Origin of the sequence: Chitinophaga sp. CCNWYY40 (assembly GCF_037483205.1) — a bacterium.
Classification (GTDB): Bacteria; Bacteroidota; Bacteroidia; order Chitinophagales; family Chitinophagaceae; genus Chitinophaga; species Chitinophaga ginsengisegetis.
This window is the reverse complement of sequence record NZ_JBBHLF010000004.1, coordinates 997,109-1,015,270: the sequence shown is the minus strand read 5'-3', so window position 1 is coordinate 1,015,270 and position 18,162 is coordinate 997,109. Positions and strand designations below refer to the sequence as shown.

The 18,162-nt window shown below is 47.2% G+C and carries 13 protein-coding genes; 3 read left to right on the top strand and 10 right to left on the bottom strand.

Annotation, left to right across the window (positions count from 1 at the left end):
- Positions 1 to 54: 54 nt before the first annotated feature.
- Positions 55 to 969, top strand: a complete 915-nt coding sequence (locus V7S65_RS18825; RefSeq protein WP_336387552.1) for an SAM hydrolase/SAM-dependent halogenase family protein — start codon at positions 55 to 57, stop codon at positions 967 to 969.
- A 10-nt stretch (positions 970 to 979) separates the two neighbouring features.
- Here V7S65_RS18825 and V7S65_RS18820 read toward each other — a convergent pair whose 3' ends face one another.
- The 9 genes from V7S65_RS18820 to V7S65_RS18780 form a co-directional block, all read right to left on the bottom strand.
- On the bottom strand, positions 980 to 1,657 hold the full coding sequence (locus V7S65_RS18820) for a hypothetical protein (protein ID WP_079469606.1): 678 nt from the start codon (positions 1,655 to 1,657) through the stop codon (positions 980 to 982).
- Between the two features lie 98 nt (positions 1,658 to 1,755).
- Entirely contained in the window at positions 1,756 to 3,561 is a 1,806-nt protein-coding gene (locus tag V7S65_RS18815; RefSeq protein ID WP_336387551.1) for a glycoside hydrolase family 35 protein, read from the bottom strand.
- A gap of 3 nt (positions 3,562 to 3,564) precedes the next feature.
- Entirely contained in the window at positions 3,565 to 5,091 is a 1,527-nt protein-coding gene (locus tag V7S65_RS18810; protein WP_336387550.1) for a glycoside hydrolase, read from the bottom strand.
- A 120-nt stretch (positions 5,092 to 5,211) separates the two neighbouring features.
- Positions 5,212 to 6,885 carry a RagB/SusD family nutrient uptake outer membrane protein gene (locus V7S65_RS18805; RefSeq protein ID WP_336387549.1) on the bottom strand — a complete coding sequence of 558 codons (1,674 nt, stop codon included), beginning with the start codon at positions 6,883 to 6,885 and terminating at the stop codon, positions 5,212 to 5,214.
- A gap of 18 nt (positions 6,886 to 6,903) precedes the next feature.
- Positions 6,904 to 9,954, bottom strand: coding sequence for a SusC/RagA family TonB-linked outer membrane protein (locus V7S65_RS18800; protein ID WP_336387548.1), 3,051 nt, complete (start codon positions 9,952 to 9,954; stop codon positions 6,904 to 6,906).
- Between the two features lie 302 nt (positions 9,955 to 10,256).
- Entirely contained in the window at positions 10,257 to 14,264 is a 4,008-nt protein-coding gene (locus V7S65_RS18795; protein WP_336387547.1) for a hybrid sensor histidine kinase/response regulator, read from the bottom strand.
- Between the two features lie 97 nt (positions 14,265 to 14,361).
- On the bottom strand, positions 14,362 to 14,892 hold the full coding sequence (locus V7S65_RS18790; RefSeq protein WP_336387546.1) for a hypothetical protein: 531 nt from the start codon (positions 14,890 to 14,892) through the stop codon (positions 14,362 to 14,364).
- A 2-nt stretch (positions 14,893 to 14,894) separates the two neighbouring features.
- On the bottom strand, positions 14,895 to 15,368 hold the full coding sequence (locus tag V7S65_RS18785) for an RNA polymerase sigma factor (protein ID WP_111576895.1): 474 nt from the start codon (positions 15,366 to 15,368) through the stop codon (positions 14,895 to 14,897).
- 74 nt (positions 15,369 to 15,442) lie between these two features.
- Positions 15,443 to 15,973, bottom strand: a complete 531-nt coding sequence (locus V7S65_RS18780) for a DUF1697 domain-containing protein (protein ID WP_336387545.1) — start codon at positions 15,971 to 15,973, stop codon at positions 15,443 to 15,445.
- 36 nt (positions 15,974 to 16,009) lie between these two features.
- On the opposite strand from V7S65_RS18780, the gene V7S65_RS18775 reads away from it, so the two are divergent.
- Positions 16,010 to 16,684 (top strand): SMI1/KNR4 family protein, encoded by a 675-nt coding sequence (locus V7S65_RS18775; protein WP_143313559.1) that lies wholly within the window; start codon positions 16,010 to 16,012, stop codon positions 16,682 to 16,684.
- Here V7S65_RS18775 and V7S65_RS18770 read toward each other — a convergent pair.
- Positions 16,660 to 17,415: a DUF4184 family protein gene (locus tag V7S65_RS18770; RefSeq protein ID WP_336387544.1), complete on the bottom strand. Its 756-nt coding sequence runs from the start codon at positions 17,413 to 17,415 to the stop codon at positions 16,660 to 16,662. The two genes, V7S65_RS18775 and V7S65_RS18770, sit on opposite strands and share 25 nt — an antisense overlap.
- A gap of 162 nt (positions 17,416 to 17,577) precedes the next feature.
- On the opposite strand from V7S65_RS18770, the gene V7S65_RS18765 reads away from it, so the two are divergent.
- Positions 17,578 to 18,102, top strand: coding sequence for a YceI family protein (locus V7S65_RS18765; protein ID WP_079469595.1), 525 nt, complete (start codon positions 17,578 to 17,580; stop codon positions 18,100 to 18,102).
- Positions 18,103 to 18,162 lie beyond the last annotated feature (60 nt).

Genomic DNA, 18,162 nt, shown 5'->3' with positions numbered 1-18,162 from the left:
ATTTTTAATGATTTCAGGATAAGCCACTAAATTTGAAGACTAATTAGTTCCCCCATGAGCATTACATTACACCGTTTTATCAGCAGCCTGGCATTGCTATTAACTACCAGTATCGGATTTGCACAAAATAAAATAGTGGTTTTTCAATCGGATTTTGGTTTGAAAGACGGCGCAGTATCCGCCATGAAAGGTGTAGCCGCCGGCGTATCGTTCGATCTGAAACTATATGACCTCACCCACGAAATTCCTGCATATAATATCTGGGAAGCCGCTTACCGGCTGGAACAAACGGTTCCCTACTGGCCGGCAGGCACCGTGTTTGTATCGGTAGTGGACCCCGGCGTAGGCACCAGCCGTAAATCGGTAGTACTCAAAACAAACAGTGGTCATTTTATTGTAACACCGGATAATGGTACACTCACCCTCATCGCTGCTTCAGAAGGCATCGCAGAAATACGTGAAATCAATGAAGCCGTGAACCGCCGCAAGGATTCGCAGCAATCTTATACTTTCCACGGAAGGGATGTATACGCCTATACCGGCGCGCGACTGGCAGCAGGCGCCATCACCTTTGAAGAAGTAGGACCTGTATTAGCCAAAGAGGTTGTAAAAATACCATACCAGGCCGCGGTACTGGAAAACGGAAAACTGAAAGGGAACATCTCTATCCTGGATGTACAATACGGTAACGTATGGACTAACATCAGCGCTGATCTGCTCAACCAGTTGCATCCTCAATACGGTGATATACTGCAGGTAACGTTTTTCCACAACGGGAAAAAAGTACATCAAACAGCGGCGCCGTATAGTCAAACTTTTGGCGCAGTGCCGGAAGGAAAACCATTGAGCTACCTGAACAGTTTACTGCAATTGTCTTTTGCGCTCAACCAGGGCGATTTTGCAGCCACCTATCATATCGGAAGCGGTAGTGAGTGGAGTGTAGAAGTAACGTTATCTCCCAAAAAATAAATCATTCAGATCAATCGTCGGGATTAGCACGCCAGTTTAATCTGGGAAGTAGATAAAGTAAACTGATGCCATAAATATCAGGTTGCCGCTTTGTTAAGCTCTTCATATAAGAGCCCTTGACTTCAATAGCGCCATTCTTTTTTTTGCCAAGCCCGATCCGCATGCCCAGGTTGCCTATCGGCCCTACTGCGTGCTGGGTAGTAGAATCCGTAAAGCTGCCGCCGTTACGGTCTTTGTACCTTATATTTACTGGTCCGTAATGGTAGGCCAGGCCGCCTCCCACAAAGAAACCCACCGCACTCTTATTATTCAGGGAGGAAAATCCGGCGAAGTTCAGGTTAATGATAAGCGGGATATCAATCATACTCCTGGGTTTTGTTTTAGGACCATCGTCTTCTTCACCGGTATAGTAATATACAATATTGCCGTCCGCATCATAATACCAATCCGTGTTGTCGTTGGCATCTCCGGAACCGCCAAATGAAAAGGGAATACCTACCGAAACAGTCATCTTATCTGTTTCCATCACATTGTAACGGATGGCATACGAGATGCTGAAGCTGGTAATGCTGCCGTTCCTGGAAGTGTGATCAATAAATGTGGAAAATCCTAAGCCGTGTACAAAACGTTGGGAGAAAACCGGTAAGCCGGCGATACAGGCAATTGCTAACAGTACAATTTTTTTCATACGGCGGCCGTGGGATTAGAGGATACCATATAAAGGTAAAGTAAAAAGCTATCGAAACGGAAGTCCGCCCCAATAGCTTTTTACAAACTTTTCTTGTGTTATTGTAATACGTCCAGTATCGGATGATCAATGCCCTGCAGCGTATTTGCAGCGGGCTTAATCAGTTCCAGTACGGTGATTTTATTGCTGCCTTTTTTCAGCCATTCAGCTGGTACATACAAGGTTTGTTGCGGACCTACCTGCCAGTATCTGCCCAGGTGATGACCGTTGATCCAAACGGCTCCTTTGCCCCACTGCGTCATATCCAGGTAGGTGTCGCCGGTGGTGGATAATGTAAAACTGCCTTCTTTCAATACCGGTGCATCGGTACCGGTAGCAGCAGGTTTTACTGCCGGCTGCACATCAAAGGGAAGCTTAAACTGCTGCCATTGATGAATGGCCTGACCGTTAAATAATACCTGGCCGGCAATACCTTTTTTATTTTTAAGAAGATAGGGGCCAAAATTGATACGTCCCAGATTTTCTACCAGGATGTCCAGGGTAACGGTGCCGGCTGGAAGGGTTACCTCCACGCTGTCCTGTGCCAAACGGCGGTCCAGGATGGCTACTCTTTTGCCATTCACAAACACGAGGCCGTAGTCGCGGAGATCTTTTATTTTCAGCAGGCCACTGTGCCCGCCGGGAATAGTGGTGCGGTATAACACAAAACCATAAGCCTGGTTGAGATCTTCAAACGTTAACGGATCTACGCTTTTGATGGCTGCCGGCAGTTTATTGAATACTGCAGTACTGCGTTCAAAAGTGATCAGCGGCGTGGTGATCACTGGTTTCTTTGCAGGTACTTCCGGTAAAGTTACGCCAGCCGGGAGATGCCGGGCAATTACTTCGCGGAACTTCATGAATTTTGGCGTAGCGTTTCCTGCTTCATCCAGTGGTGCATCATAATCGTAGCTGCTGATCTGCGGCTCATAGGGACTCTTGTCATTATAGTTGGCGCCATTCATATAGCCGCGGGTAGTGCCGCCGTGAAACATATACATGTTAATGGAAATGCCTGCTGCGAGTACACGATCCAATCTGTCGAGGAAGTTTTCATAGGGAATGGTATGGTGCTTTTGCCCCCAGGAATCAAACCATGCCGGGTACCATTCCGCAATATAAAAAGGTCCTTTGCCATCATGGTTTTCCTTCACCAGCTGTTTTACTTTTTGCGGATCATCTATCCCGTTTACTGCGGGCAGCAAACCGGGCAAATGACCTTTAGCTACATCGGCAGCCGGATCGCAGGTATAGAGTAATCCGTCAAAACCTGCGTCAATAAACATCTTCCGGTTAATGTCCAGGTAACTTTTATCATTGGAATAAGAACCATACTCATTTTCAATCTGCACCATCAGGATGTTACCACCATGGTTTACCTGTAAGCCCGACAATTGTTTTCCAACTTCCCTGATATAATTATTATAGGCTGCGAGGTATTGCGGTTCTTTACTGCGTACTTCGAGGCCCTTTATATTCTGCAACCAGTAAGGATATCCGCCAAATTCCCATTCTGCGCAGGCGTACGGACTGGGGCGCAATACTACCCACAACCCTTCTTCGTGCGCTATTTTTACAAAGGCGGCTACATCGTTGTTGCCGGAAAAATCGTAGTGTCCCTTTTCAGGTTCGTGCATGTTCCAGAACACATAAGTGCCTATGGTGTTCAGTCCCATTGCCTTCGCCATTTTCAGGCGATCGCGCCAGCTTTCCCGCGGAACGCGCAGGTAATGGATCTCTCCTGAAATCATCTGGAAAGGCTTGCCGTCCAGCAGGAAGGTGGAATCTCTCAACTGGAAAGTGTGTTGTGCAAACAACTGTATGCTGCACAATATCATTAAAATTACAACGCTTAGTTTTTTCATGGTCTACTGTTTATTGCTTAGGTTACCTGTCAATGTAACTACTGACCGTGGCGGAATGTGAACAATGTTTCCGGAAATATAGCCTGGCTGCAGGTTTTCGGCTGCGCTGGTGGTATAGCTACGCATACTGCCTGCTTTCAATCCCTTGCAGTGGATGCTGGCACTGGCGGCAGTGCGGCCGTTATTAATCACTACTATCCGGAGGGTATTATCTTTGTTTTTATAAACAGACAGATAGAGGTCTTTCAACGCTGCGCTGTCGCTTATCTCTGCTTGTACCCTTATAGCGCCGGGTCTTATAAACCGGCTATAGTTACCTAACACCCACATCATTTTGGTATCGCGCAGCTGTCCGTCTGTTTTATCTTTATCTATATAAATCAATCCATCTTTATAATTATAGGGAGAAATGGCGAGCCACCACTGCCAGACAGCAGCATTGGCGACGGTAAGGTCGGAGTGGATTACGCGCGCCATGTAAAGCGCTGCATCCATGCCGAGGTCTACGCCGGAGCCGTTTATTTCCCCGGCATTATCTCCCAGGATGCAATATTCCGATTGCCAGAATTCCAGTCCGTTCAATGCGGCGTGCAGCCGTTTTCGTATAGCCATGGCGGTGTCTTCGGGGGAAGTGGTAAAGTAACTATGTGCAGCAATTCCTTTGTATACATTGGGAAGATTACCTACATAAGTGCTGCTGCGTGGATTAAAGAATGCATTTATCTGTGAGCCTTTGTCTGCCTTGTCTTCCGGGGCATACAGGTAATTTATTTTTCCGGCTTCTGTAATCAGTATTTTAACCGGCAGCTTTGCTTCGCTGAAAGTTTTGCTGATAGCTTTTGTGAAGCCGGCAATCTGTTCGTTGTTATAGGGGCAGCCTTCCTGTCCGCCATCGCTCCAGTCCCACTGTGGTTCATTCACCGGGCTGATATAATTGAGGCTAACGCCAGTGGCGATACGTATTCCCTGCACTACTTCTTTCAAAAAAACAGCAGCAGCGGAATATTTCTCCGGTGGAAGATTGCTTTGTCCTTTATCTGCAAAGGCTTTGCCGTTGCGTGTAAACGCCACCGGCGGACTGTTCAGGAAGCCCAGGAAATCTGTAACGCCGCGTTGCTTCGCAGCCTGTAAAAACCACAGCTGGCCGGATTGTTTTTTCCAGTTATATGTATGATCCGGCTGCAGGAAAGATTCCGCGCGGCGCCATTCATCTTTAATGCCACTGTTATCGGCCTGCTCTGCACTGCCGGCGCCAATATTAAAACGCCACATCGATAAGCCAATGCCTTTGGGCTGGCCGCTGGCAGTAGTATCGGAACTAAACAGCCAGTCGGCTATCTGGTTACGTTTGTTATCCGGCCAGTTGCCGGTAAACTGGCCCGCCCACGCATCTGAAGCAGCGAAGTTGCGGATCGTTTGCGCGGTTTTATGTAGGTCGATGTTTACCTGGATAACGTTGCTGTTGCTTTGTTGAGATGATGCGGTATGCAGCACAAAGCACAGCGGCAGTGAGCAAATGATTTTTTTCATGTTCTTAAACGCTTTGCTTCACACAAAGCCGCCGGAAAATAGTAAAATGCCCGTTAAATATTTTTCAATTATGACAACCGGCAAGTTACGCAGCAGCTTTGTGTGAAACGGATTGAGTGTTTAATAGCCCTTGTTCTGCTCCAACTGCCCGTTGGAAGACAGTATTTCTGTTCTCGGAATCGGCAGCCAGTAATTTTTTTCAGCGAACAACCGGCCGGAAAGCGCTACTTTTCTTGTATACGTATATACGCCGCTGTTATTAACGGTAACGTCTACACCGTAGGCTGGCACATTGTCTGTTACAATAGCCGTTTTCCAGCGCCGTACATCATAGAAGCGATGTTCCTCAAACGCCAGTTCTATTTGTCTTTCACGATGAATGGCGTCCCGCATCTGGTCTTTACTCAGGCCGGGTGCCAGTGCCGGTTGCTGTACGCTGGCGCGCTGCCGGATTTGATTAACGGCGGCGTATACACTGGCATCGGGTCCTACCGCTTCATTTTGTGCTTCTGCGTAGTTCAGCAATATTTCTGCATAACGTAAATAGATCCAGGGCTGTAATCCGGCTACGTCCCAGGGATTATCGATCGGGTTATTGTCGTCCATAAATTTGCGGAGATAGTAACCTGTTTTGGTAGAGTTCCAGTTGGAAGGACCATCCTTTCCATCTTTTCCACCGGGAGAAAATGTTTGTATGGTAGATCCCCTGTATGGTGCGCCGTTATAAAGAATAGTGGCGTAGAAGCGGGCATCCCTGTTCACATAAGGATTTTGCGGATTATAGCCGGAAGTTGGATCTGTAATCAGTTTACCATTCTTCATTTCATAGGCGTCTACCATGTTCTGCAGCGGTGTATTGCCTGCCCATCCGCCGTAGCCATTGGCGCCATTGGATATTTCCAGGCATACGTGGCGTGCACCTATGGCATATTGCCGCGCGAAAATGATTTCATTGTTATCGGCTTTCAGGAATAACTGGCTGTAGTTTGCTGCCAGTGTATACCTCGAGAGGTCCATCACCGCTTTGGCTGCAGTGGCGGCTGCCTGCCAGGTGCCAACGTTATACAGCGGACTTGCAGCATATAATAACAGGCGTGCTTTCAGTGCCAGTGCGGCGCCTTGTGTGGCCCTGCCGGATTGCCAGCTGGCATCGTTGATAGCCGGCAGATCTGCCGCTGCGGCGGTGAGCTCATTTACTGCATAATTCATAGATTCCTGCAGCGTGGCTCTTTTAAATAAAGCAGGGTCGGTGAGATTGTCGGTGAGCTGGTACTCTTTATCACCCATCAGCACCACACCGCCATAGTTGCGGATCAGGTCATGATACCGGAACGCGCGGATAAAACGTAATTCGGCAGTCAGCTTTTTACGCAGCGCGGCGCTCATTTCCACACTGTCGATGTTATTCAGTGCGTAATTACATTCCCGGATACTGCGATAGCTTCTTCCCCAGATAGTACCTGCAATACCGGTATTTTCCGGTGCAATCTGTCCTTGTTGAATAATCCAGGTATTATCGTCGTTGTTGTAAATGGATTCGTCGGTGATGGAGCTCCACAAACCGTATTCAAAGCCTCTTCCAAAACCGGGGTTAGTGCCTTCTCCTTCTTTATCCTGTAATTTAATGCTCAGGTACCGGTTAATCACATAGTTCTGAAACAGAGAAGAGTCACCCAGTACGGCGTCGCCCAGGATACGGTCTGTTGGCGTAATATTCAGATAGTCCTGCTTGCAGGAAGAAAATAATCCCGCAGCAGCTAAAGTTAAAGTGTATATAAAGTGAGTTGTTTTCATGACTGTTTTTTTTCTGGTTTAGAATCTAACATTTGCACCAACATTGATGATCCGTTGTTGTGGATAAAACTGTCCGCTTTCGCTGCTACCTTCCGGATCATAGTCTTTTACTTTGGTAATGGTGAAAAGGTTAAATGCGTTGGCATATATTCTCAAACTGCCGATGTTTATGCGGGATAAAAGATCCGATTTGAAGGTGTAACCGAATGATACATTTTTTAACCGCAGGAAGGACGCGTTGTTGAGCCAGAAATTATTTTGGTAACGGCCGCCATTCACAGAAGCGGAAGCGCGTTCGTCTACTCTCGGATAAGAACCGCCGGTATTGGTCGGGCTCCAGCGATTATCGGCCCAGCTGCTGTAATAGTTACCGATGGTGCCGGATTCCGGTAACACGTATTGGCTTACGTGCGATTGGCCGGTTAATAACAGGGATAAATCAAATCCTTTATAGTCGCCACCAAGTGTAATACCATAAGTGATTTCAGGAATGTTGCCATACTTTGTTCTCACCTGGTCGTCCGCATTAATTTGTCCGTCACCGTTAACATCCCTGTAGATCAGGTCTCCCAGTTGCGCACCAGACAGATGGGTGAATTTATTCAGGTCATCTGCTGTCCGGAAAATGCCGATCACATCATACAACAGGTAATTATTCATCGGGCCGCCGGTTTTGCGTTGATAAGACAAGGTGCCGGGAGCTTCATCTATAAATACAATCTCGTTTTTGGCGTAGGTGATGTTACCGGAAATGTTGTAGTGAAAACCACCACTGGTAGTGTTATCATAACCCAGCGTAGCCTCTATACCATTGCTGTTTACCTTACCGATATTTTCGGCTGGTACCAGCGGCGTAGCAGGATCGTATGGATTTACAATACCGGAAGATTGTGGCAGTGAAGCATTCCGCTGGGTAAGGATCTTGGAACGTTTCTGCTGGAAATAAATAAATTCCAGGTTAAAGTGTTGCAGGAAGGCCATATTGAAACCCAGGTCCATTTTCCGGGCAATCTCCCAGGTAATATAAGGGTTGCCCAGTTTGGTAAGATCAATACCGGGGATGATCTGACCGCCGATCACGTACTGGTTTACGAAAGAATAGTTATCGAAATACTGGAATAAACCTACGTTGTCATTACCCAGTGTACCATAGGAACCGCGCAGTTTCAGATCATTGATAAAGCTCACGTTCTTAAACCACTCTTCTTTTGAAACGCGCCACCCGGCAGATACGGAAGGGAAGAAGCCATACTGCTCACCTTTCGGGAAAATAGAGGAACCATCATAACGGGCCTGTACTTCCAGCAGGTATTTTTCCATATAGTCATAGGCAATTCTGCCGAAATAACTTTTCCTGGTGAAGCTGTAACTGGTGCCGGAATTATTTTTGTCGGTGGCGGCGGATCCTCCCTGCGACATCTCCGGCGTTTGCGGTGTCGGGAAGTTTAAGCGCGACGCACCCAGTGTATCCCGGCTGGTTTTGCTTTGCTCATAACCAACAAGGGCCGTTACATTATGCTGGCCAAAACGACGGGCAAAGTTCAGTTTAATATTGGAAGTGATCAGCGTCATGTTCCGTTGCTGCTGTGTAAGCGAAGCCAGTCCATTGGAACCACCTACCACTGTTTTGTCGTACGATTGGGTAGCCTGGTTATAGGTATATACTTTATAAGGAGTGCTGAAGCTTTTATTGGAGCTCCAGGATTTATCGGCCGATAAATATCCGTCCAGCGATAATCCTTCCACGCCTGGTATCGCATAAGATCCTTTCAGGATACCATTAAACACCTGTGTAGGATTGCGGGCAGTACCACCGGCATCCGTTACCTGCATCACCGGGTTATTGTTTTCAATACCGGTGGTAGGCAATCCGTTCGGATACCTGTCCAGTACCGTTGGGTAAGCGCGGTAAATACCCCTGAAGATGTTGTCTGCAGTGGTGGTAGGATAAACGCGGTCTTCCTCCCTGCCGGATAAATACAGGCTTACCTTTAATCTCTTGGTAACATCCGCATCAATATTGGACCGGAAATTATACTGGTTGTATTTGGTCACCCCGTTTTTATACAATCCATTCTGACTAATCATGCCGAGTGAAACATAGTACCGCACATTTTCACCACCGCCGTTTACAGAAAGACTATGCTGATTCTGGGTAGCCACTTTCTTCAGGGTAGCTTTCTGCCAGTCGGTGTTAGGATAATTCACCGGGTCGGAGCCATCGCGGAATTTCTGGAGTTGTTCGTCGGTATAAAACTGGTTCATACCGCCTGCAGGGTTATTATAATACTGGATTTCATTCCTGATCTGTGCATAGGTGGCGGCATCGGCCATTTTAGGTAACCGGCTGGGAGATGAAAATCCCTGGTTAAAGCTGTAATTGATCACCGGTTTGCCGGTTTTACCCCGTTTGGTGGTGATCAGCATTACGCCATTGGCCGCCCTGCTACCATAAACCGCTGCAGATGCGTCTTTCAATATCGATATGCTTTCAATATCGTTGGGGTCCAGTCGTTCCAAACCGCCTATTTGTCCGGGCACACCGTCTATTACCATCAACACATCGTTATTGCCGGTGGTGGCCAGTCCGCGGATGGTGATGCGGGAGCCATCATATCCCGGCTCGCCGGAACGGTTGTTGGCAATAATCCCGGAGAAGCGGCCGGTGAGGGCATTGGACACGTTTGGCTGTGGGCTCTGCACAATATCAGCCCCTTTTACCACGGAAATGGAACCGGTCAGCGTAGCTTTCTTTTGAGTGCCATATCCCACTACTACCACTTCATTTACACTTTTGCTCAGTGAGGTGAGCGCTATTTTTAAGGGAGACAGGTTCCTTACAGGCACCGTCATCGCTTCATAGGCGATGTGGTTGAATATCAGGGTATCGCCCGGCGCGGCGCTGAGTGAAAATTTACCCTCTGCATCTGTCAGGGTACCGGTAGCTTTATTTTTTACACGTACCGTAACACCAGGAACAGGTTCACTGGCATCGGTTACTTTTCCCGTAATGGGAGTTTGTTGTGCCTGCACGCTCATTCCCATCAGTAATAAGGTAAATACCAGCATGATTTGAAGGAAAGGTTGGCACCGTAATAGGACAAACTGACGGTCCGTTCCGGATTGAAGTTGTTTCATAACGCAATAATTTAATGAATTGGAAGAGTGGAATACTCATTTTGGTTGCACGGAAGATGCACGCATCTTTTCATGATACCCGCAATGTACTATGCCGGGCAGACATCATAGAGGGGGTAAATCATTTAAAAAAGGGGGTAAAATCGTAAAATATCACAGGGGTATTTCTACCGGGGCGCTTGCCCCGGATATCCTTAAAGTGCCAGCCACGGCTAAATACAGGAATTTACCCCTTAGTTTTCAGTCACATTGAAGTCCCGGTTAAATGAATGGCGGTATTTCTTTACATAATCGGAAGGGTTCATTCCAAACAGCTTTACAAACTGTTCGCGGAAGTATTTCACATCGCCAATGCCCACCTGCATGGCTGCCTGTGTAATGGTGTAGTTTTCCTTGAGCAGCAAAACGGCGGCCTTCCGGAGACGGATGGACCGGATGAAGGAATTAATGGTTTGACCGGAAATGGATTTTACCTTTTTATACAAACTGGAATGACTCATCCCGATTTCGAGGGTGAACTTTTTAATGGAGAACTCCTCGTTTTCCAGGTTGTCTTCAATAATTTCTATACACCGCTTCAGGAAGTCCTGGTATTCGGCGGGTACTTTAATGTTACTGTTTTTGAGGGTGATACGGTCAAAGAAATACTGCTGCAGCAGGTTACGGTTCTTGATGATGTTATTCACTTTGGCCATCAGCAGGTCTTTGTCAAATGGCTTGGTAATATAGTCATCTGCCCCCCCTTCGAGGCCGCGGAGCCGCGTATCCGCCGCGGAAGACCCGGTAAGCAGGATCACCGGGATATGGCTCACGGTGTCTGTTTGTTTGATTTTGCTGCATAGCTCCACCCCGTCCATACCCTGCATCTGGATATCGCTGATCACCAGGTCGGGCATAAATTTCTGTACCGCAGCAAACCCGCTGGTGCCATTATCGGCCTCATATACAATGAACCTGTCTTTGAACAGCTGCCGGAGATATTGCCGTATTTCATCATGATCATCGATCAGCAGGATCGATTTTTTTTCGGTAATGGTGGTGGTAGTGCCTTCGGCTTCACGGACTTCCGGTTGGGGCAAGGTGGCAACGGTGGTCAGTTCTTCCAGGAAAGCAGATTTCTGTGGGGCATCTTCCCTTAACAGCACCCCGGCAAAATGCCGGCTTCCTTTTTTCAGGGTAATGTGAAAAGCGGTGCCTTTATTTACCTCGCTCTGGTAGGTGATACTGCCATGATGACTGTCGATGAAGTGCTTCACCAGGTAAAGACCAATACCAAAGCCTGTTTGCAGCGACTCTTTCCGGTCTTGCGCCCGCTGGAATTTTTCAAAGATCCGGTTGCCGGCGCTGCCTTCAATGCCGCAGCCGCTATCTTTTATAATAATAGTAACATCTGCGTCGTCGCTGGTTACTTCAAAAATGATACTGCCGTTTTCGGGGGTGAATTTAAACGCATTGGAAAGAAGATTAAATACAGCGATTTCCAGCTTCTCACTATCGCCATATATCTCCAGTTGTGTATCCCGGCACTCAAAGCGGTAGTCGATCTGTTTCATCCGGGCCTGCTGGGAAAAACATTGGTATACTTCCTTACACAGGTGCACAATGTCGAGCCTGGACAGGTTCAGCTGATCGCCCTCCCGGTCGGCTTTACGGAACAGCAGGAGTTGATCCACCAGGCTAAGCAGGCGCCGGGCATTGCGGTATACCACACTCAGATCAGGGTATTCTTTATTTTGCAGCAACTCCTTCAGCGGGGTAATGATCAGCGTAAGCGGTGTACGGAATTCATGGGAAATATTGGTGAAGAAGGATAATTTCTTCTCATTTAACTCTTTCTCTTTTTCATTTTCAAGGTGCGCCAGCTTGATCTCATATTTCAACCGTTCCTCCCGCGCCTTATACCGGGTGTACGCATAAACAGCGGCCATAATACTGCTGATGTACAGGAGATAAGCCCACCATGTTCTGTACCACGGCGGTAATACCACCACTGATATGGTGTGTATGGCATTGCTCCATACGCCGTCGGCGTTGCTGGCTTTAATTTCAAAAATATAGCTGCCTTCCTGCAGGTGGGTATAGTTGGCGGTTCTGGTTTGCCCTACATAGTTCCAGTTATTATCCCATCCCTTTAAACGGTAGGCATAACTGATCTTATCAGGCAAGGTATATTCCAGTGCTACAAAGTCAAATGCAATGGTGGCCTTATCGTAAGGCACAGTGATTTCCCGGATCTCTTCCTGGCTCCGTTTGGACACATACTGATCCAGTTCGGTCACAGAGGTATTATTAATTTTAACGGCGGTTAATAAAACCGGGGGGATGGTGGTTTGAGAATAGATACTGTCCGGGTAAAAAATATTGAATCCTTTGATCCCGCCAAACAGCAATTCGCCGGACTGTAGCTTCAGGGCGGCGTTGAAACTGAACTGGTTACTCTGAAGTCCATCGGAGGCAGAAAAGTTACGGAAGCTCTTTTTCTTTGGGTCAAACCTCGATAACCCATTAAAAGTACTGAGCCACAGGTTGCCGGTTTTGTCTTCCAGCATCCGCAGTATGGAGTTGCTGGGAAGTCCTTCTGAGGTGGTAAATCGTGTATAATTTCCATTTTTGCGGTCAAAATTCAATAATCCGCCGCCGTCGGTGCCTACCCAAAACGTCCCGTTCTGATCCTGGTGAATGGAGCGCACGGTATAACCGATGTTAAAACGCCGGTGCTGTTTCCGGTCACGGTCTATCCGGATAAGGGTGGAATAGTTCCCTCCCCACAGCTGACCGTCCTGGTCTTCGGCCAGACATTGCAGGTTTACAAGGCTGCTGTCGAAAAGCTCGAAACGGTTTTCCTGAGGGTTAAACCGGTACAGGGTACCATTGTTGGTGGTGCTGGCCCAAAGTTGTTGCTGCCGGTCCTCATACACGGTCCACACATTATTTTCGGCGGTGCGTGTGTAGGGGTTAAAGCATACAAAATGTTCAAAGGCGCCGGTGGCGGCGTTATACCTGTTTATGCCGCCAAACCAGGTGGAAATCCACAGGTCCTGTTGGACATCCTGGATAATGGAGGTAATAAAATTGCTGCTGATACCGGTTTTGCTGTTGCCGGTATGTTTATAGGTGGTCCAGGTATTGCTTTCCCTGTTCCAGTATTTGAGTCCGCCGCCATCGGTGCCTATCCAGATATTTTTGTGGTTGTCTTCACAAAAGGAAAAGATGAAATTGTCCACTACGCGGGCCACCGGGTCCCTGTTGGGCATGTTTAATTCAAACGGGTTGCGTTTGGGTTCTACGATGTTGATGCCCCCGCGCAGGGTGCCGATCCATTTGCGGCCTTGCCGGTCTTCATAAATAGAGTACACGGCATTGCTGCTCAGTTGTTGCTCACCGGCGGTGGTAAAGGGTTTGGCGGTACTGTTGGAAGTATTTACCAGGTAAATGCCGTTACCATCGGAGGCGCTCCACATGATCCCGTCTTTATCGATGTACAGATTCACCACCTTGCTGTTTACCGGCAGCACATTCTCCGAATACCTGCCGGTGGAAGGAACGTAGCGGAATACCCCTGCATCGGTGCCCAGCCAGATGTTGCATGCCTGATCTACCGTCAGCGTGTTGCCCCTGGTGATATCCCTGTTGATCATGGTTAACTGTTGCCTGGCAATATCATATTTGCATAAACCTACATGTTGCACAAATACCCAGGCGGCGGTACCACTGAATTCAATGGCGGTTACTTCGTAATCGGTAATATCGCCGCGATCTATTGCCAAAGGGATCTGTTTACCAGCAGACTCCCGGCTGTTAAACAATAACAGCCCGCTTTTTTCGGTGCCGATTAAAATGTTGCCGGCTTCGTCTGATCTGATGGTATGGGTATTTTCGCTGATGATCCGGGAAGTGCTGCTGCGAAAGGGGAGGTAGCGGGGCAATGTGAATTTTTCACTCACCGGGTTGAAGACACATACGCCTCTGCGCCCGCCTACCCACAGCTGGTGATGGATATCATCTGCCAGCGTGTATACACCATTATCTACAAGGGAACTGCTGTCATTAATTTTATTCCGGTAGATCCTGAATTTATAACCGTCAAACCTGTTCAGTCCATCGTAAGTACCAAACCACATAAAACCTTTGTGGTCCTGGTATACGCTGGTAACGGCGTTGTTGGAAAGACCGTCCTCTATACCCAGGTATCTGATGGGATAGCTAATAGCGAAGCTATCTCCCGTTATTATTCCTAACAATAATAAAATAAAACAAATTTTCCTCACACGGTGCATAGGCTCATTTTACAGCCATAAAGCTATTATTTCTGCCAGAGATTACCACCATCAAATCTTCTTACTGGTTTAACTCTTCCAGTGTTTGCCTTACCCGGTAAATTCTTCCTGCCCATATTTTCCACTGGAAATACGCCTGTACAGCCATAATGATAACGAGGGGAATCAATATCAGGTACTTTTGTTGGGTCCAGCGAATGGTAACCAGAAAGAACGCAAAGATACCTGCAAAGGCAAGGATTTTTGTGAAGATGGAAATCACTGCATACTTTCTGATGTTGTGCAGTTTTTTCCGCATGCTCTCCAGGAGGTTATATTTCACAGCCGGTTGACGGGCCAATACATAACCAGTAACGCTTTGGGCCAGCATACATAATACTGAAATCACCAGCAGCAGGTTCAGGTAAAAAGGTTTTTTATCGCCGTCAAAAAAATCGTAGTATACCACCAGGAAAATAGTGTACCCGATGGCTTCCAGTATTACTTGTTTCCTGATATCTTTTAATACGGGAGAAGTATGTTTGGCAATAATGGCGGAAATATTCCGGCTGGGGGTGGGGGCATTGTCCCATGCTGATTTTAAAGGATCCATGTTTATAATTTTAAAATATTTTTGATCTTACTTTTAATCCTGTTAAGTTTTACGCCCACATAATTTTCATCAATTCCGATGATGTCGGCAATTTCCTGGTAGCTCATATCGCCCAGGTATAATGCGATGATGGCTTTTTCTGCATCGCTCAGTTGTTTGAGCGCGGCAAAAAGTTGTTCCTGTTGCACGGACGCTGCGTCATTGGCGCTGTCGGGCTGTTCCGGTAAGCTATCTGTATAGGTGATATCGGGTTTCTTCCGGCGGAAATCGGCCAGTGCGGTATTAAGCGCCACCCGGTAAATCCAGGTGCTGATGCGGGCGTTGCCTTCAAAAGAAGGAAAGGATTTCCAAAGCTGATAGATCATCTCCTGGAACAGGTCTTCCCTGTCTTCCCGGCTGTCGCGGTACAGGCGGCACAACTTATGCAGGATGCCCTGGTGCTGCTGTATTGTATCGAGAAATACGGGTTTGTCCATGCAGTTTATTTATCAGGGTTAGTTGCAGTATGTAGGAAAAACTTACACTTTCACCTGGAAAAATGTGGATCCGGCTACCAGATCACCTTATTCACCGTAGCCCAGTTGCGGGTGGTGCATGGCAGTCCGAGCTTTTTTTCCAGCCGGGATATTACATCGAGGGGTTTTGCTTCCAGGTTTTTATGGATCAGCGTATACACTTCCCGGCCTTTCATATGCAGGGTTTCTGCGGCTGATTGCAGCGAGGCGATTACGGATGCGGCATGTGCGCCGGCATCGCCAGACAGGAAGGTGATGTACACCTGCGTGGTTTTATCCGGGACCACGCCGGGGAACGGGGTGTGTTTTACTACATTTTCCAGTTCGGATACCGACCGGATAATGGTGGGCACTTCAAAGCCATAGGTAGCCAGCAACAGTTTTTCTATTTTTGCAGACAGCGCCGCGGCATTATTGCTGCCGGATTCAAACATCACATTACCACTCTGGATATAGGTGGCTACATTTTTAAAGCCTGCCGTATCCAGCTGCCGGCGCAGGTCTTTCATTTTAACGGTTCGTTTTCCAACATTTACCGCTCTTAAAAATGCAACGTATCTGGTCATGTGGTTTTCAACTTTACTTTGTATGTTTGTTTTATCATGCACTATCTACAAATCATCCACAAATTATACAACTTACCGGAAGATGCCAATCACGGTTACACAGCTGCAGAAATAACCGCACTGGAAGCCCGCTTACAGCTTCAGTTGCCGGCAGCCCTGCGCCAATACTATCTTGCTATAGGTAAAAACAAAATGGTGAATGATAGTTTTAACCGTTTAACTTCCCTGGGAGAAATTGGTTTTTCGGAAGATGATCACCTGATTTTTTATGAAGAGAATCAGGCCGTGGTACTGTGGGGCATTGCCAAAGCAGATCTCACATTACCGGACCCGCCGGTATATGGCACATACGACAGCGCACGGGTGGAGTGGTTTACAGACGCCGATACAACCGAGCACTTTTTACTGTCGATGGCGTGGTGGAACGGCGCGCTGGGCGGACTCCCATACACAGCCTTCACTGATCTGGAGGAAGACCTTACGCCGGAACGTATCGCCGCTGTTACTACGCACTGGCAGGAACAAACCGGTATTTCCAACCAGTTGCTGCGTTTCTTTACCAACGATTATGAAGATATCCTTGTGCTGACCACTGAGCAGAACGGCCAGGTGAATGGTATTTATATTGGTACCAGCCGGGAAGAGAAGTATAAGGCCATCATGGATACGCTCCGCATGGAATGGAGTTACCGCATAGACCGTGATGAATAAGTAACCCACCAATACCATCCCACGGTAAATAAAAGTCCGTAGAAAACGCCGCCCAGCGCGGTGGCCAGGTAATCCATGCCCTTACAGTTGATATGGTGAAAGTATTCATTTACCAGTAACACTAACCCGCTGATTACGGCAACCGTAATCCAGAAGCGCGCTTTCAGCTGCAGGGATACTTTCGGAAGATTGTTTACCCGCGGTAGTTTCAGGAAGAAATATAACATCAACAGTAATCCCGCTACAGAACTGAGGTATTGCATCAGGTACCACATTTTCATAGGATGTCGCCATACGGTAACATCCTTTTGTAAAAAGTGTATACGTGACACAAATCCGCCTGCTTCATGCGTAAATGAATCGAGGAAGAAATGTGTGAGTACTCCCAGTATGATGGAATAAATCACCACGCTGTAATATTCGCGGAAATAAGTATCCCAATTAAACGGCCTGAACAGATGGAGGCGGTCGCTGGCCCATGCCGGCAGGTACGGCAGCACTACCGGTTTTACGATGAGGTGATAAACATATGCGAGCAGCAGGGCTAACGGTATATCATATACGAAAATTCCCCACCACTGATGTCCGCCACTGAAGTATGGGTTCAGTAAAATGAAGTAAAGGAAGTCGGGTACCATACTGCCGATGATTAAACCGGTTGCTGACAGGTATTTGCGGGAGGTATTTATGAAGGGAACAACTATGGCTGCATGTGATATCGTAAATGGCATTTTCGGGAAAATTGTCTAATAAATTTAATTGAATTTTAATAAATCTGGTAAGGAAATGTTAATGTTATAATCGTCCATCATTTCCGGTAAAATGTCCAACCTCATTGCTGTGATTTACACTTATTTTTATTGAGTCTTTGAAAACATAAAAAACAATGTGCTATGACAAACTGGAAAATTGATGAATCACACAGCGAAATAGGATTCAAAGTTAAGCATCTCATGATTACGAATGTGAGTGGATATTTTACACGGTTTACCGGGAAAATTCAAACAGAAAGCGACGATTTTCATGATGCCACTATCTCTTTCGAAGCGGCAGCAGATAGTATTGACACACAAAACCATCAACGGGATGAACACCTGCGCAATGGCGAATTTTTTGACGCATCCAATCACCCCAAGATCAGCTTCGTTTCTAAAAAAGTGAAGAAAATCGACGACGAGAAATATAAATTGCTCGGCGACCTGACCATTAAAGGCGAAACACATCCTATTGAACTGGATGTAGTGCATGCGGGCGTAACCGTAGATCCATATGGTCAGACCAAGGCCGGTTTTGCACTCAAAGGCCGCCTGCACAGGGCCGACTACGGCCTACGCTGGAATGCCACCACCGAAGCCGGAGGAATTGTGCTCAGTGACGAAGTAAAACTCAACATGGAAATACAACTGGTGAAAGAATAGCTTTCCCCGTAAAGTATAATGCCGTGGAGAAGAAGGGATTTCCTTTCTTCTCCACGGCAT

Excerpts from the sequence above, each read along its gene's own strand:
- V7S65_RS18825 (WP_336387552.1), top strand. The coding sequence starts at position 55 with ATGAGCATTACATTACACCGTTTTATCAGCAGCCTGGCATTGCTATTA.
- V7S65_RS18820 (WP_079469606.1), bottom strand. The coding sequence starts at position 1,657 with ATGAAAAAAATTGTACTGTTAGCAATTGCCTGTATCGCCGGCTTACCG.
- V7S65_RS18815 (WP_336387551.1), bottom strand. The coding sequence starts at position 3,561 with ATGAAAAAACTAAGCGTTGTAATTTTAATGATATTGTGCAGCATACAG.
- V7S65_RS18810 (WP_336387550.1), bottom strand. The coding sequence starts at position 5,091 with ATGAAAAAAATCATTTGCTCACTGCCGCTGTGCTTTGTGCTGCATACC.
- V7S65_RS18805 (WP_336387549.1), bottom strand. The coding sequence starts at position 6,885 with ATGAAAACAACTCACTTTATATACACTTTAACTTTAGCTGCTGCGGGA.
- V7S65_RS18800 (WP_336387548.1), bottom strand. The coding sequence starts at position 9,954 with ATGCTGGTATTTACCTTATTACTGATGGGAATGAGCGTGCAGGCACAA.
- V7S65_RS18790 (WP_336387546.1), bottom strand. The coding sequence starts at position 14,892 with ATGGATCCTTTAAAATCAGCATGGGACAATGCCCCCACCCCCAGCCGG.
- V7S65_RS18785 (WP_111576895.1), bottom strand. The coding sequence starts at position 15,368 with ATGGACAAACCCGTATTTCTCGATACAATACAGCAGCACCAGGGCATC.
- V7S65_RS18780 (WP_336387545.1), bottom strand. The coding sequence starts at position 15,973 with ATGACCAGATACGTTGCATTTTTAAGAGCGGTAAATGTTGGAAAACGA.
- V7S65_RS18775 (WP_143313559.1), top strand. The coding sequence starts at position 16,010 with ATGCACTATCTACAAATCATCCACAAATTATACAACTTACCGGAAGAT.
- V7S65_RS18770 (WP_336387544.1), bottom strand. The coding sequence starts at position 17,415 with ATGCCATTTACGATATCACATGCAGCCATAGTTGTTCCCTTCATAAAT.
- V7S65_RS18765 (WP_079469595.1), top strand. The coding sequence starts at position 17,578 with ATGACAAACTGGAAAATTGATGAATCACACAGCGAAATAGGATTCAAA.